The 13,266-nt window shown below is 62.0% G+C and carries 16 protein-coding genes; 15 read left to right on the forward strand and 1 reads right to left on the reverse strand.

All coding sequences use genetic code 11. The features are described from left to right. Window positions 1–5 precede the first annotated feature (5 nt). From rpiB to CWS72_RS05725, 11 genes are all read left to right on the forward strand, one after another. Window positions 6–452 carry a ribose 5-phosphate isomerase B gene (rpiB, locus tag CWS72_RS05675; RefSeq protein WP_101249607.1) on the forward strand — a complete coding sequence of 149 codons (447 nt, stop codon included), beginning with the start codon at window positions 6–8 and terminating at the stop codon, window positions 450–452. Window positions 453–494: 42 nt separating this feature from the next. Continuing rightward, on the forward strand, window positions 495–1,787 hold the full coding sequence (gene glyA, locus CWS72_RS05680; RefSeq protein ID WP_101249608.1) for a serine hydroxymethyltransferase: 1,293 nt from the start codon (window positions 495–497) through the stop codon (window positions 1,785–1,787). A 33-nt stretch (window positions 1,788–1,820) separates the two neighbouring features. Further along, the gene (gene nrdR, locus CWS72_RS05685) at window positions 1,821–2,288 is read left to right on the forward strand and encodes a transcriptional regulator NrdR (RefSeq protein WP_101249739.1); all 468 of its coding nucleotides are present in this window, start codon (window positions 1,821–1,823) and stop codon (window positions 2,286–2,288) included. A gap of 10 nt (window positions 2,289–2,298) precedes the next feature. Further along, a complete protein-coding gene (gene ribD, locus CWS72_RS05690) occupies window positions 2,299–3,375 on the forward strand; it encodes a bifunctional diaminohydroxyphosphoribosylaminopyrimidine deaminase/5-amino-6-(5-phosphoribosylamino)uracil reductase RibD (protein WP_101249609.1) in 1,077 nt (358 codons plus the stop codon). A 75-nt stretch (window positions 3,376–3,450) separates the two neighbouring features. Then, a complete protein-coding gene (locus CWS72_RS05695; protein ID WP_101249610.1) occupies window positions 3,451–4,038 on the forward strand; it encodes a riboflavin synthase in 588 nt (195 codons plus the stop codon). Window positions 4,039–4,063: 25 nt separating this feature from the next. Continuing rightward, window positions 4,064–5,167, forward strand: a complete 1,104-nt coding sequence (ribB, locus tag CWS72_RS05700; protein ID WP_420824052.1) for a 3,4-dihydroxy-2-butanone-4-phosphate synthase — start codon at window positions 4,064–4,066, stop codon at window positions 5,165–5,167. After that, window positions 5,164–5,628 (forward strand): 6,7-dimethyl-8-ribityllumazine synthase, encoded by a 465-nt coding sequence (gene ribH, locus CWS72_RS05705; protein ID WP_101249612.1) that lies wholly within the window; start codon window positions 5,164–5,166, stop codon window positions 5,626–5,628. Before ribB ends, ribH begins: the two co-directional genes overlap by 4 nt. Before the next feature lie 29 nt (window positions 5,629–5,657). Continuing rightward, complete coding sequence (gene nusB / locus CWS72_RS05710) at window positions 5,658–6,164, forward strand: transcription antitermination factor NusB (RefSeq protein WP_420824051.1); 507 nt, start codon at window positions 5,658–5,660, stop codon at window positions 6,162–6,164. Continuing rightward, window positions 6,148–7,134, forward strand: coding sequence for a thiamine-phosphate kinase (gene thiL, locus CWS72_RS05715; protein WP_101249614.1), 987 nt, complete (start codon window positions 6,148–6,150; stop codon window positions 7,132–7,134). Before nusB ends, thiL begins: the two co-directional genes overlap by 17 nt. A 3-nt stretch (window positions 7,135–7,137) precedes the next feature. Further along, a complete protein-coding gene (locus CWS72_RS05720) occupies window positions 7,138–7,608 on the forward strand; it encodes a hypothetical protein (RefSeq protein WP_101249615.1) in 471 nt (156 codons plus the stop codon). A gap of 234 nt (window positions 7,609–7,842) precedes the next feature. Further along, the gene (locus CWS72_RS05725; protein ID WP_101249616.1) at window positions 7,843–9,924 is read left to right on the forward strand and encodes a sodium-translocating pyrophosphatase; all 2,082 of its coding nucleotides are present in this window, start codon (window positions 7,843–7,845) and stop codon (window positions 9,922–9,924) included. Window positions 9,925–10,046: 122 nt separating this feature from the next. Here the strand turns inward: CWS72_RS05725 and CWS72_RS05730 are convergent, their stop codons facing one another. After that, a complete protein-coding gene (locus CWS72_RS05730) occupies window positions 10,047–10,514 on the reverse strand; it encodes an outer membrane protein assembly factor BamE (RefSeq protein WP_101249617.1) in 468 nt (155 codons plus the stop codon). Window positions 10,515–10,759: 245 nt separating this feature from the next. Between CWS72_RS05730 and CWS72_RS05735 the strand changes: the two genes are divergently transcribed. From CWS72_RS05735 to plsX, 4 genes are all read left to right on the forward strand, one after another. Then, the gene (locus CWS72_RS05735) at window positions 10,760–11,323 is read left to right on the forward strand and encodes a ubiquinol-cytochrome C chaperone family protein (RefSeq protein ID WP_101249618.1); all 564 of its coding nucleotides are present in this window, start codon (window positions 10,760–10,762) and stop codon (window positions 11,321–11,323) included. Further along, complete coding sequence (locus CWS72_RS05740) at window positions 11,320–11,844, forward strand: YceD family protein (protein WP_101249619.1); 525 nt, start codon at window positions 11,320–11,322, stop codon at window positions 11,842–11,844. The genes CWS72_RS05735 and CWS72_RS05740 overlap by 4 nt, the downstream gene beginning before the upstream one ends. Window positions 11,845–11,986: 142 nt before the next feature. Continuing rightward, complete coding sequence (gene rpmF / locus CWS72_RS05745; RefSeq protein ID WP_101249620.1) at window positions 11,987–12,175, forward strand: 50S ribosomal protein L32; 189 nt, start codon at window positions 11,987–11,989, stop codon at window positions 12,173–12,175. A gap of 38 nt (window positions 12,176–12,213) precedes the next feature. After that, window positions 12,214–13,263, forward strand: a complete 1,050-nt coding sequence (gene plsX, locus CWS72_RS05750; protein ID WP_101249621.1) for a phosphate acyltransferase PlsX — start codon at window positions 12,214–12,216, stop codon at window positions 13,261–13,263. Window positions 13,264–13,266: the final 3 nt, after the last annotated feature.

Consider the following 13,266-nt stretch of genomic DNA (forward strand, 5'->3'; position numbering starts at 1 on the left):
CAAACATGCCCCAAGAGATCATCGCGATGGCCGCCGACCATGGCGGCTACGAGCTGAAAGCCTTCCTGCGTCAAACCCTTGAGGCCCAAGGCGTTTCCGTACTCGATCTGGGGACGGATGGTCCCCAGTCGGTGGACTACCCCGATTTTGCCGACGCCATGGCCGATGCCATCCGCGAGGGCCGTGCCGGAAAGGGCGTCCTGATCTGCGGAACGGGAATAGGCATCAGCATCGCCGCCAACCGTCATCCGGAATTGCGCGCGGCCCTGGTGCACGACGCCTTTGGCGCGCGCCTGGCCCGGCAGCATAATGACGCGAACGTGATTGTTTTCGGGGGGCGGACCATCGGTACGGAAGTCGCCAAGGATTGTCTGGCGTTGTTTCTCTCCACGGAATTCGAAGGTGGCCGCCATGCCCGCAGGGTGGCCAAGATGAGTGGCGCGGCCCGCTGAGGCGATCAGGACCGCGCGAGCCATTAATTGAGGATAGAGCTGATGTCGATCGAACAGGGTTCCCTTCAACGCTATTTCGGTTCCTCCCTGGCGGAGAGCGACCCCGAGATCTTTGCCGCGATCGGCAAGGAGTTGGCGCGCCAGCAGGATCAGATCGAGTTGATCGCTTCCGAGAACATCGTCTCGAAGGCGGTGCTCGAAGCCCAGGGGTCGGTGCTGACCAACAAATATGCCGAGGGCTATCCGGGCAAGCGTTATTATGGTGGCTGCGAGTTCGTCGACATCGCCGAGGAACTGGCCATCGAGCGCGCCAAGAAACTTTTCGATTGCGCTTACGCCAACGTCCAGCCCAATTCCGGATCCCAGGCCAACCAGGCGGTGTTTCTGGCGTTGATGCAGCCGGGGGATACTTTCCTCGGTCTTTCGCTGGCCAGCGGTGGGCATCTGACCCATGGCGCGCCGCCCAATCTTTCCGGAAAATGGTTCAAGGCCGTGCAATATGGCGTGCGGCTGCAGGATGCGCAGATCGATTTCGACGAGGTCGAGCGACTGGCCAAGGAACATCGGCCGAAATTGATCATCACCGGCGGATCAGCCTATCCCCGGACCATCGATTTCGCGCGCTTCCGGGCCATCGCCGATTCGGTCGGCGCCTATTTCATGGTCGATATGGCGCATTTCGCCGGTCTGGTCGCCGGTGGCGAACATCCGAGCCCGTTGCCGCATGCCCATGTGGTGACCACCACGACGCATAAGACTTTGCGCGGGCCGCGCGGCGGCATGATCCTGAGCAACGACGCCGATCTCGGAAAGAAGCTCAATTCGGCCATCTTCCCGGGCCTGCAGGGCGGGCCTCTGATGCATGTTATCGCCGGCAAGGCCGTCGCCTTCGGCGAGGCCTTGAAGCCCGAGTTCAAGCTTTACGCCAAGGCCGTCAAGGAAAACGCCGCGGTCCTGGCCGATACGCTGGTGCGCCGCGGTCTCGACATCGTTTCGGGCGGTACCGACACCCATCTCATGCTGGTCGATCTGCGGCCCAAGAAGCTGACCGGCAAGGCGGCGGAAGCCAGCCTGGAGCGGGCCGGCATCACCTGCAACAAGAACGGTATTCCTTTCGATCCCGAGAAGCCGACCATCACCTCGGGCGTGCGTCTGGGGTCTCCCGCCGCTACCACGCGGGGCTTCGGGGTCGAGGAGTTCCGGCAGGTCGGCAATCTTATCGGCGACGTTCTCGATGGTCTGACGGTCTCTCCCGATGATAACGGAGCGGTGGAACGCAAGGTGCGTGCCCAGGTGAGCGAATTGTGCAAGCGGTTCCCGATCTATCAGGGGTGAGCGTCTGCGGGACGAGCGATGGAGGGGAAGGCGATGCGCTGTCCGTTTTGTGGTCACGACGATACACAGGTTAAGGATTCTCGGCCGACCGAGGACAATTCGGCGATTCGCCGCCGGCGATTCTGTACGGCTTGCGGTTCACGCTTCACCACCTTCGAACGGGTACAATTGCGCGAACTGATCGTCGTCAAGAAGAACGGTCAGCGCGCGCCCTTCGACAGGGATAAATTGGCGCGTTCGCTTGCCATCGCCGTGCGCAAACGTCCGGTCGATCCAGATCGCGTCGAGCGCATCGTCAACAGTATCCAGCGCAGGCTGGAAAGTTGCGGGGAGGCCGAAATTTCCACCACCAGCATCGGAGAGCTGGTGATGGAGGCGTTGGCCAATCTCGATCAGGTCGCTTACGTACGCTTCGCCTCGGTCTATCGAGACTTCCGCGAAGCCAAGGACTTCGGGGATTTCGTGGGGAAACTTGGTGGCGAAATCGGCCTCGACGACTGATCTTTCCCATATGCAGGCCGCGTTGAGCCTGGCTCGGCGCGGTCTTGGGTCCGTGTGGCCCAATCCCTCGGTCGGATGCGTTGTCGTGAGGAACGGACGTGTCGTCGGGCGCGGATGGACGGCCAAGGGCGGCCGGCCGCATGCCGAGACCATCGCGCTTTCCCAGGCCGGAGAGGCCGCGGCGGGAGCCACCGTCTTCGTTACCCTTGAACCCTGCAGCCACCATGGAAAAACCGGCCCCTGCGCGGACGCCCTGATCGCCGCCAGGGTCGGCCGTGTCGTCGTCGCCATCGAGGATCCCGATCCACGCGTGTCGGGAAGAGGTCTGCAGCGTTTGCGCGACGCCGGCGTCGAGGTCGAGGTCGGTCCCGGTTCCGAGGCCGCGGCGGAGATCAATGCGGGATTCTTCCGCCGGGTCATCGATGGACGGCCATTGGTGACGCTGAAACTGGCCAGCTCCCTGGATGGGCGAATCGCCACGGTGAGTGGGGAAAGCCGATGGATCACCGGGCAGGACGCGCGTGCCGCCGGGCATCGGCTGCGGGCGGAAAACGACGCCATCATGGTGGGCAGCGGTACGGCCTTGTTCGACAATCCCGATCTGACCTGCCGGTTGGCCGGTTTGGAGGATCGCACGCCGATCCGTCTGGTGATGGATGGGCATTTACGCTTGTCGCTCACCTCAAAACTGGTGATCGGCGCCCGGCAATGGCCGACCTGGCTGATCACCCGCGAGGGCAACGATCCGGAGCGCTTGCAAGCCTACGCCGCCTGCGGCGTCGAGATCATCGAGGTGGCGACGGCGGCGAACGGCAAGATCGATCTTCCGGACGCGCTGCGGGAATTGGCCAGGCGGGGACTGACCAGAATTCTGGTCGAGGGCGGCGCCCATCTGGCGGCCGCCTTGTTGCGCGATGACCTGGTCGACAGGGTGGCCTGGTTCCGGGCGCCCCTGCTGGTGGGCGGCGACGGATTGCCGGCGGTGGCGTCCTTCGGGATCGATCATTTGGCGGTGGCGCCACGCTTCAAGCGCCTTACCTTGGCGGAACTGGGATCCGATCTGTTTGAATATCTGACAAGGGACTGACTTTAAGGTGGGGCGGAGGTCGGCGATGAAGAAATCCGAGACCTTCGGACATCACCAATAAAACAGGAAATCATTATGTTCACAGGCATTGTTAGCGATTTGGGCGAGGTTCTGGAGATTTCCGGAAAAGGCGATGTGCTGTTCAAGATTCGCACGGCTTTCGACGTCAAGCAGGTGCCGATCGGGGCGTCTATCGCCAACAACGGCGTTTGCCTGACCGTTATCGATCGCGGTTCCGATTGGTTCGCCGTGCAGGCTTCGGCCGAGACGCTCGACAAGACCACCCTGGGGCGGTGGGCGCCGGGGAGCCGGGTCAATCTCGAACGCGCCATGCGAATCGGTGACGAGTTGGGGGGGCATATCGTTTCCGGTCACGTCGACGGTGTCGCCACCGTGGTCGGCATCCGCCCCGAGAACGATTCCCTGCGTTTCACCTTCGAGGCGCCGGATCATCTGAAGCGCTTTGTCGCTCCCAAGGGATCGGTCGCCATCGACGGCGTTTCGCTGACGGTCAACGAGGTCGAGGGGGCGCGTTTCGGCATCAATATCATTCCCCATACCAAAAGCGTGACCACCTTCGGCGGTTATGCGGTGGGATCCAAGGTCAATATGGAAATCGACATGTTGGCCCGCTATGTCGCGCGCCTGCTCGAAAAGGATTGATCGATTGCCGAACTTCCGCGCCCATATGTCACCGGTCGAGGATCTCATCGCGGAAGCCCGCGCGGGTCGCATGTTCATCCTGATCGACGACGAGGATCGGGAAAACGAGGGCGATCTGGTGATTCCGGCCCGCATGGCGTCCTCGGACGCGATCAATTTCATGGCGAAATACGGGCGTGGACTGATCTGTCTGGCGATGACCAGGGAGCGTATCGAGCAGTTGGGTCTTTCGATGATGGCGCCCGCCAATGCGTCGCGGCACCAGACGGCCTTTACGGTCAGCATCGAGGCACGCGAAGGGGTGACCACCGGCATTTCGGCGGCGGATCGGGCCCGCACCATCGCCGATGCCATCGATCCGGAAAAGGGCGCGCAGGATATCGTCAGTCCCGGTCACGTCTTTCCACTGATGGCCCGCGAAGGAGGCGTGCTGGCGCGGGCCGGTCATACTGAGGCGGCCGTCGACGTGGCCCGCCTGGCCGGTCTCAACCCTTCCGGCGTCATCTGCGAGATCATGAACGACGACGGCAGCATGGCCCGCACGCCCGATCTGGTCAAATTCGCGCAAGTCCACGGGTTGAAAATCGGCACCATTGCCGACCTGATCGCCTATCGTCTCCGCAACGACAAGATCATCCGCCGCACGTTGGAAACCGGCTTCCGGTCCACCCATGGCGGCGAGTGGAAGATGATCATCTATGTCAATACGGCCGCCTATGCCGAGCATGTCGTCCTGGTCAAAGGCGACATCGCGTCGGGGGGGCCGGTGCTGGCGCGGGTTCACGCCTTGAACGTGCTGGACGACGTCCTCGGCGATCTCGATTCCGGAAAGGGCGGTCAGTTGCATACGGCCATGGAGATGGTGGCGGCGGAGGGCAGGGGGGTCATCCTTCTGATCCGTGAGCCGCGTCCATCCAGTTTGACCGACCGCGTCAAGGCGCGCCTCGACGGCAGCGAGGAACCGGGGCAGCTCCGCGATTATGGAATTGGCGCCCAAATTCTGATCGATCTCGGCGTTTCCGAGATGATTCTTTTGTCGAATACGAAAAAGACTATCATTGGACTTGAAGGATATGGCCTTAGCGTCGTCGAGCAGCGGGCGATCCCCATTCACGAGGAGAGGCAATGAGCAGCGGCGTACGCATATTGATCGTGGAATCGCGATTCTACGATGACATCACCGATAACCTGGTCAAGGGCGCTGTCAAGGAACTGGCCGCCGTCGGTGCCGGCTACAAACGCCTGATCGTGCCGGGCATCCTGGAGATTCCGGCGGCGATCCGCTATGCCATCCGGGCGATGGAGTTGCGGGCCACGGATGAGCGCTATTCCGGCTATGTCGCGCTCGGTTGCGCCATCAAGGGCGAGACCGATCATTATGAGCATGTCAGCCGTGAAGCCATCTCCGGCGTACAGAAATTAGCCCTCGATTACACTTTGGCGGTTGGCAACGGCATCCTGACCGTGCATAACCGCGCCCAGGCGATGGAACGCTGCTCCCCGGAGCGGCGAAACTTCGGTGGACAAGCCGCCCGCGCCTGCCTCCGCATGATCGAAATCAAACGCGAACTCAGTCTCATACCGAAATGACAGCCCCCAAAGGCCAAAAGAAAAAATCCGTGCAGGCGCGGTCCGCCGCCCGGCTCGCCGCCGTGCAGGCCCTTTATAATGCCGAATTGTCCGGGCAAACCCCGGACCTTGTCCTCGACGATTTCCTCAAGCATGGAATCGGCGGCAAGGTTATGCTGACGCCGGAGGGCGTCGACCCCGCCGGGTTCGGCGAGGTAGAGCATGTCCTGGCCGACCCGGATCCGCTGATGCTCACGGCGATCTTTCGGGGAACCTTGGCGAGACGTGACGATTTCGATGAAATGATCGCCGGGGCTTTGAGCGCCGACTGGACGGTGGACCGGCTTGAAACCGTGCTGCGCGCCATTTTGCGAGCCGGTGCCTGCGAATTGGCCGATTTTCCCGACGTCCCCGTCCGGGTCGTCATTTCGGAATATGTCGACATCGCGCACGCCTTTTATTCCGGCCCCGAACCCGGGCTGGTCAATGCCGTGCTCGATCGCATAGGGCGGGTGGTGCGGGCCGGCGAGATCGGCGGTGATGTCCGGTCTCGATGAATTCTCCCTGATCGCCCGGCTTTTCGCGCCCCTGGCGGCGCGTCATCCGGGTGCATTGGGGTTGACCGACGACGCGGCGTTGATCGATGGTCCGGAGGGGCGGCAATGGGCGGTGACCGCCGATGCCATGGTGGCGGGCGTTCATTTCCTGCCCGACGATCCGCCCGATCTGATCGCCCGCAAGTTGATCCGCGTCAATCTCTCGGATCTCGCCGCCATGGGCGCGCGCCCCTTCGCCGTCCTTCTGGCCAGTTGCTTCCCTAGGGACGTGACCGGCGATTGGCTTGATCGTTTTGCCTCCGGATTGAAAACCGATTGCGAGGAATTTTCCATCGCGCTGATCGGCGGCGATACGGTGGCGACGCCCGGACCGCTTACCCTGGCTTTGACGGCCATCGGCGACGTTGGCCGAAATTCGGCCCTATTGCGTTCGAACGCTCGTTCGGGAGACGATATCTGGGTTTCCGGCACCATCGGCGATTCCGCGTTCGGCCTGATGGTCGGACGGGGAGAGCCCGTGCCGGTGGGCCCGGCCGAGCGGCAGTGGCTGTTGGAGCGCTATCGTCTGCCCCGGCCGCGCACCACATTGGGGCCGGCTCTCGTCGGTCTCGCCGGCGCCGCCATGGATATCTCGGACGGACTGGTCGGCGATCTTGGTCATATCTGCGAAACGTCCGGCGTCGGTGCGGTGATCGAAGCGGAGAAAGTACCGCTTTCGGACGCGGTGCGGATGGCGATCTCGGCCGGCTTCGGAAGCATCGTCACTGTGTTGACCGGCGGCGACGATTACGAGCTGCTGTTTTCAGCCCCGGCGGAGCGGGCCACGGCCATCGAGGCCCTGGGTCGGGAGCTCGACTTGCGTCTGACGCCGATCGGGCGGATCATCGAGGGCGAGGGGGTGCGGGTCGAAGACTCCGATGGCCGCGCGCTTTCCCTTTCCGGCGGCGGATATCGTCATTTCGGCGGGTGAGATATGAAAAAGGTCATCATTATCGTCGTCCTGGTGGTGATCTTGATCCTCGGTGTCATCGGCGGCTTGTCGATGTTCGGCATGGGGCCGTTTCCCAATCTTCTGACCTCCTTGAAGTCCGAGGAGAAAGCCGCGCCGGCCGAACAGCCGGTGGCCGCGGAATCGCGGGACCGAGTGTACGATCTCGGCACCTTCATCATTCCACTGGTCGCCAAGCACGCCATCGGCCGGCAGATCGGCATGGATCTGGCCATCGTCGTCGACGTCGAATCGGCCGGCAAGGTCGCGGCGGAGCTTCCCCGCCTGCAAAACGCACTTCTGGTCGATCTTTACGATTTCGTTCCGCAGCATGCCGACGCCCATTCCGCCGGTGATCGCGAGGCCATTCATCAACGATTGATCAAAGTGGCCTGTCGGCTGTTTGGCGAAAAAGCCATTCACGACGTGGTTATCAAATCTCTTTACGACCGCTAAATCAGGATTTTCTCTGTCATTGGTAAAATGGTCAGTCCAATGCTTGGATTCTTTTCAGCCAAGTCTTAATTCATATCCTTTTTTTCCCACACTTTAGTTGCGCCAAACGGTCCATTCTGGCAGGTTGTGGCCGCTGTCTCGGTCGTTCCGTCCGAACGTTTTTTGGTTTCCGCTGTGTTCGGATGGGCATGTCGAGCTCAAAAAACGGCACCTCAGGGGATAGGAAGGACAAGAATGGCCTATACGTTTGTTTTGGCGTGCGGTGTGCTGGCTCTCGTTTACGGGGTGTATGCCGGCCGCGCGGTGCTCTCGGCGCCCGCCGGGAACGCCCGGATGCAGGAAATCGCCGCTGCGGTGCAGGAAGGCGCGCGCGCCTACCTCAATCGCCAATATTCCACCATCGCCGTTGTCGGCGTCATCGTTGCGATCATTCTCGGCTGGCGCCTCGGTCTGCATGTGGCCATCGGCTTTGTCATCGGCGCCTTTTTGTCCGGCATCGCCGGCTATGTCGGGATGAATGTTTCGGTGCGCGCCAATGTGCGAACCGCCGAGGCGGCCCGTTCGGGCGGTCTGGCGCCGGCTCTGTCGGTCGCCTTCCGTTCGGGCGCGGTGACCGGTCTTCTGGTGGTCGGGTTGGGGCTTCTGGGGGTCACTGGATATTACGTCGTCCTGCGTCATTTCGGCTTCGAGTCGCGTAATCTGGTGGAAGGGCTGGTCGCCTTGTCCTTCGGCGCCTCGCTCATTTCCATTTTTGCCCGTCTGGGCGGCGGTATCTTCACCAAGGGCGCCGACGTCGGTGCCGACCTGGTCGGCAAGGTCGAGGCCGGAATTCCCGAGGACGACCCGCGCAATCCGGCGGTGATCGCCGACAACGTCGGCGACAACGTCGGCGACTGCGCCGGCATGGCGGCCGATCTGTTCGAGACCTATGCCGTCACCACGGTGGCGACCATGCTGTTGGGCTCGATCTTCTTCTCCGGGGCGGATCAGGAAAAGCTGATGCTGTTCCCGCTGCTGATCGGCGGCGTCTGCATCATCGCTTCGGTGATCGGAACCTTCTTCGTGCGGCTCGACGCATCGCAGAAGATCATGCGGGCCCTTTACAAGGGCTTGATCGCCACCGGCATCCTGTCGTTGATCGCCATCGCCGCCGCCGCTCAATATCTGTTCGGCGGCTTCGAGGCCTCCTTTACCACCACCGGTGGATTGGTTCTGACGGTGAAGGCCCTCATGGGCTGCTCCGTGGTCGGGCTCCTCATCACCGGACTTCTGGTGTGGATCACCGAATATTACACCGGTACCGATTATCGTCCGGTGCGCAGCGTCGCCCAGGCGTCGACGACCGGACACGGCACCAACGTCATCCAGGGGCTGGCCGTTTCGATGGAAGCCACGGCATTGCCGGTGCTGGTCATTTCGGTGGGCATCATCGTCTCTTATATGCTGGCCGGACTTTATGGCATCGCCATCGCGGCGACGACCATGCTGGCCCTGGCCGGTATCGTGGTTGCACTCGACGCCTATGGTCCGGTGACCGACAACGCCGGCGGCATCGCCGAGATGGCCGACTTGCCGAAGGACGTCCGCAAGATCACCGATGCTCTGGACGCCGTCGGAAATACCACCAAGGCGGTGACCAAGGGCTATGCCATCGGTTCCGCCGGCTTGGCGGCGTTGGTGCTGTTCGCCGCCTACACCGAAGATCTGCATCATTATTTTCCCAAGCTGACGGTCAGCTTCAGCCTGCAGGATCCCTTCGTCGTCATCGGTCTATTCATCGGCGGCCTGCTGCCCTATCTATTCGGGTCGATGGGCATGATGGCGGTTGGACGGGCGGCCGGTTCGGTCGTCGTCGAGGTCCGTCGTCAGTTCAAGGAGATCGCCGGGATCATGGAAGGCACCGCCAAGCCTGACTACGGCCGTGCCGTCGACATGCTGACCAAGGCGGCGATCAAGGAAATGCTCGTGCCCTCCTTGCTGCCGGTTTTGGCCCCGGTGGTGCTCTATGTGGTGGTTCTGGCCGTGGCGGGGCAGGCGGCGGCCTTCTCGGCCCTGGGGGCCATGCTGATGGGCACCATCGTCACCGGCCTGTTCGTCGCCCTGTCGATGACTTCGGGTGGCGGCGCCTGGGACAATGCCAAGAAGTTCATCGAGGACGGCAATCATGGCGGCAAGGGGTCCGACGCCCATAAGGCGGCGGTGACCGGCGACACGGTCGGTGATCCCTACAAGGATACCGCCGGACCGGCGGTCAATCCGATGATCAAGATCATCAATATCGTGGCGCTTCTGCTGCTGGCGATCGTTGCCGGCTAACGGAAACCCCATCTGTTCGTCCCTACCGTCCCATCCCCTGACGGGGCGGTAGGGCAAACAGGCATAAAAAAACCGCCGTCTAGAGAAAGACGGCGGTTTTTTCGTGTTGAGAGGCCCTTGGATCAGCCGCCCGGCTGGGCGTCGTCCTTGCCTTTCGAATTGAATTTTCCGACGTTGCCCAGCAATTGCTCAAGGATGCTGAGATCGCGCCCGGCGCTCGGCGTTTCACGGGCCACCATGGTGACGTCCTTGCCATCCTGCAGGGTCAGCTTGCGGACATCGGTGACGGTGCCGGTGCGGTCGAAATCGATCACGACGACCTGACGCTCCAGTTCCTCGGGCTTGAAGAAGGCGATCGTCTCGATTTTGCTGCTGATGTAGTACCAGCGCTCATCGCCGAACACCGAGGTGCTGGCCGGCGTGCCGAGCAGCGCCGTGACGTCGCTCTTCGTAAAACGGCCCGGTTTGATTTCCGTCAGGCGTTCCGGGGTCGGCAGATTGCCGCGCAGATCGACAACGGGCTCGCAGGCGGTGGCGGTTCCCAGAAACGCCATGGCCAAAAGAAAACGGACGGTGGACTTGGAGTGCATCTTGCCCCGATATGATAGCCGCCTGGACAGGACATTCCGAGACTGCACTTGGCAGGCGATTCGGACGACGGATCGGCGGCGCGACCGACAGTGTGCAGAAAGTGCACTTCCATGCGGCACCTTGTCAATCTTCCCGGTGCCTTTTCGTCTCCGATCTTTTCCCGGCTGGCGCATTGCGCTAACTTGCCGACGACGCTGGCGCCCTTGAGGCGGGGCGGCGGTGCTCTCATGAATGGATCGGTCGGATGGTTCTTCGTTCTTTGTTTTCCCGAGGTCGTGTCGCCGAGGCCGGACAGGCGCTTTATGCCGCCGCCGTTCGGCAGGCGCGGCGTGAGGAATTTTATCTTTCGTTCGGGGTTCCCGACAGCGTCGACGGTCGTTTCGATCTTCTGGCTCTGCACGTCTTTCTGCTGCTCCATCGCCTGGGCAAGAGCGGAAGGCCGGCGAAGGCCTTGTCGCAGGTCGTATTCGATCTGATGTTCGCCGACATGGAGGCGAACTTGCGCGAGATGGGGGTTTCCGATATGGCCGTCGGCGGGCGGGTGAAGACCATGGCCAAGGCCTTTTATGGACGGATCGCCGCCTACGAACCGGGACTGGAAGCGGCCAGCGGCGATCCCGCCGTCCTGCGCGACGCCCTGGCCCGCAACCTCTATCGGGGGGAACCGGTGGAGGAACGCGCGCTGGACGCCATGGCGGCCTATGTGCGGCGGTCCGACGCCATCCTGATCGAACAGTCGCTCGATGATTTGCGGGACGGCAAGGTGCGTTTTGCCGCTCCGATGCCGGAGGACGTGGTACCATCATGATCGCTATCGAATTTTCGCGACCGGTGCAGGTCGATCGGTTTGGCCACGACGAACGTCGTTACGATATCGAGGCCAACGGCGAGGAGCGCGCGGCCCTGGCCGAGCGCTACGGTATCCTGTCCGTCGACAGTTTCACCGCCCATCTGCGGCTGAGGCGGATATCCGGAGAGCGGCTGCTTCTGAAGGGACGCTTTTCCGCCGATGTGGTTCAGTCCTGCGTGGTCAGCCTGGAACCCGTGTCCGCCCATCTGGAAGAGGATTTCAGCCTGGTCTATGCTGCAGACCTTGACGAGGAGGACGTCGAGGTGGATATCGGTCTGACGGAAGAGGATCCCCCCGAGCCGATCGAAGGCGGTGTCATCGATCTGGGAGAGGCGGCGGCCGAACATCTGGCCCTGGCCCTGGATCCGTTTCCGCGCGCCCCCGGCGCATCCTTTCAGGGAGGCGACGAGCCCCCCGAGCCCGAGCCGCCGCCGAAGGTCAGCCCTTTCGCCGCCCTGGCGTCGCTGAAAAAGAAATAGAGGTTTTCACCTCGAAAAGCGCCATTCTGGCATGGTATTGCCGGAGTGTCGTAAATAGTACCGGATTAGGCTTGCTCCCCTGGCTGTTTTTCGTTAAGAAAGGCGCCTTTCCGCTTTTGCCCCTTGGCAGAGAGTAATTCAAATGGCTGTCCCGAAGAAAAAGACCTCGAAATCCCGTCGCAACATGCGCCGCTCCCACGACGCTTTGAAGGCCGTTGGCCACGTGGAGTGCCCGAACTGCGGCGAACCGAAACTGCCCCATCATGTCTGTGGCTCTTGCGGTCACTATGATGGGCGCGAAGTGGTTGCCGAATCCGGAGCCGCCGCCTAACATCGCTACCGTTTGTGGATGTCCTAAGGATAGCGAGATTGATTGGGCGCGTAACGATATCGCTGGACGCCATGGGCGGGGACAACGCCCCGGACGTGGTTGTTCAGGGCGTGCAAATTGCGCGCAATAGATTGCCGCATGTCGACTTTTTGCTCTTTGGCGATCAAGCCAAGCTTGAGTCGTTGCTTGCGCAGGCGCCGGAGTTGAAGGGGTGTTGCCAGCTCCGCCACACCGATCAGGCGGTCAAGGGTGATGACAAGCCATCGCAGGTTTTGCGCCAGGGGCGCAAGACCAGCATGTGGCTTGCCGTCGACGCCGTGGCCCGTGGTGAAGCCGCCGGGGTGGTCTCGGCGGGCAACACCGGCGCCCTGATGGCCGTGTCCAAGTATGTGTTGCGCATGCTGCCTGGAATCGATCGGCCGGCGATCGCCGGTTTCTTCCCGACCGAGCGCGGCGAGAGCGTGATGCTCGATCTCGGCGCCAATGTCGATTGCGACGCCAACAATCTCGTGGAATTCGCGGTGATGGGCGAAGTGTTCGCCCGGATCGTCCTGGGTATCGAAAATCCGACCGTCGGTTTGCTCAATGTCGGTTCGGAAGAGATGAAGGGCAACGATTCGGTCAGGACCGCCGCTTCGATCCTGCGCCAGGGTCACCTGCCGTTGACCTTCCACGGTTTCGTTGAGGGTAACGATATCGCCGGTGGCGCTGTCGATGTCGTGGTCAGTGACGGTTTTACCGGAAATATCGCGCTGAAGAGCGCCGAGGGGCTGGCCCGGCTTTACACGCGCTTCCTGCGTGACGCCTTCTCCAGTTCCTGGCTGGCCAAACTGGGCTATCTGCTGGCGCGCTCGGCCTTGGTCAAGGTGAAACTTCGGACCGATCCACGGCGTTACAACGGCGCCATGTTCCTTGGTTTGAACGGCATTGCCGTGAAAAGCCACGGCGGCACCGATGCGGTTGGCTTCGCCAATGCCATCGGAGTGGCCGCCGATCTCATCACTCATGGCTTCAACGACAGCATCAAGCAGGAATTGGAGCGGTTGAAGGCCATTGAGGAGCAACCAGCACAGGCGGCCGCGATCTGATGT

Origin of the sequence: Telmatospirillum siberiense (assembly GCF_002845745.1) — a bacterium.
GTDB classification, from domain to species: Bacteria; Pseudomonadota; Alphaproteobacteria; order Rhodospirillales; family Magnetospirillaceae; genus Telmatospirillum; species Telmatospirillum siberiense.

Excerpts from the sequence above, each read along its gene's own strand:
- ribH (WP_101249612.1), top strand. The coding sequence starts at position 5,164 with ATGAGCAGCGGCGTACGCATATTGATCGTGGAATCGCGATTCTACGAT.
- ribB (WP_420824052.1), top strand. The coding sequence starts at position 4,064 with ATGTCACCGGTCGAGGATCTCATCGCGGAAGCCCGCGCGGGTCGCATG.
- nrdR (WP_101249739.1), top strand. The coding sequence starts at position 1,821 with ATGCGCTGTCCGTTTTGTGGTCACGACGATACACAGGTTAAGGATTCT.
- rpiB (WP_101249607.1), top strand. The coding sequence starts at position 6 with ATGCCCCAAGAGATCATCGCGATGGCCGCCGACCATGGCGGCTACGAG.
- CWS72_RS05740 (WP_101249619.1), top strand. The coding sequence starts at position 11,320 with ATGATCGCTATCGAATTTTCGCGACCGGTGCAGGTCGATCGGTTTGGC.
- CWS72_RS05720 (WP_101249615.1), top strand. The coding sequence starts at position 7,138 with ATGAAAAAGGTCATCATTATCGTCGTCCTGGTGGTGATCTTGATCCTC.
- CWS72_RS05725 (WP_101249616.1), top strand. The coding sequence starts at position 7,843 with ATGGCCTATACGTTTGTTTTGGCGTGCGGTGTGCTGGCTCTCGTTTAC.
- glyA (WP_101249608.1), top strand. The coding sequence starts at position 495 with ATGTCGATCGAACAGGGTTCCCTTCAACGCTATTTCGGTTCCTCCCTG.
- CWS72_RS05730 (WP_101249617.1), bottom strand. The coding sequence starts at position 10,514 with ATGCACTCCAAGTCCACCGTCCGTTTTCTTTTGGCCATGGCGTTTCTG.
- CWS72_RS05735 (WP_101249618.1), top strand. The coding sequence starts at position 10,760 with ATGGTTCTTCGTTCTTTGTTTTCCCGAGGTCGTGTCGCCGAGGCCGGA.
- thiL (WP_101249614.1), top strand. The coding sequence starts at position 6,148 with ATGTCCGGTCTCGATGAATTCTCCCTGATCGCCCGGCTTTTCGCGCCC.
- ribD (WP_101249609.1), top strand. The coding sequence starts at position 2,299 with ATGCAGGCCGCGTTGAGCCTGGCTCGGCGCGGTCTTGGGTCCGTGTGG.
- rpmF (WP_101249620.1), top strand. The coding sequence starts at position 11,987 with ATGGCTGTCCCGAAGAAAAAGACCTCGAAATCCCGTCGCAACATGCGC.
- CWS72_RS05695 (WP_101249610.1), top strand. The coding sequence starts at position 3,451 with ATGTTCACAGGCATTGTTAGCGATTTGGGCGAGGTTCTGGAGATTTCC.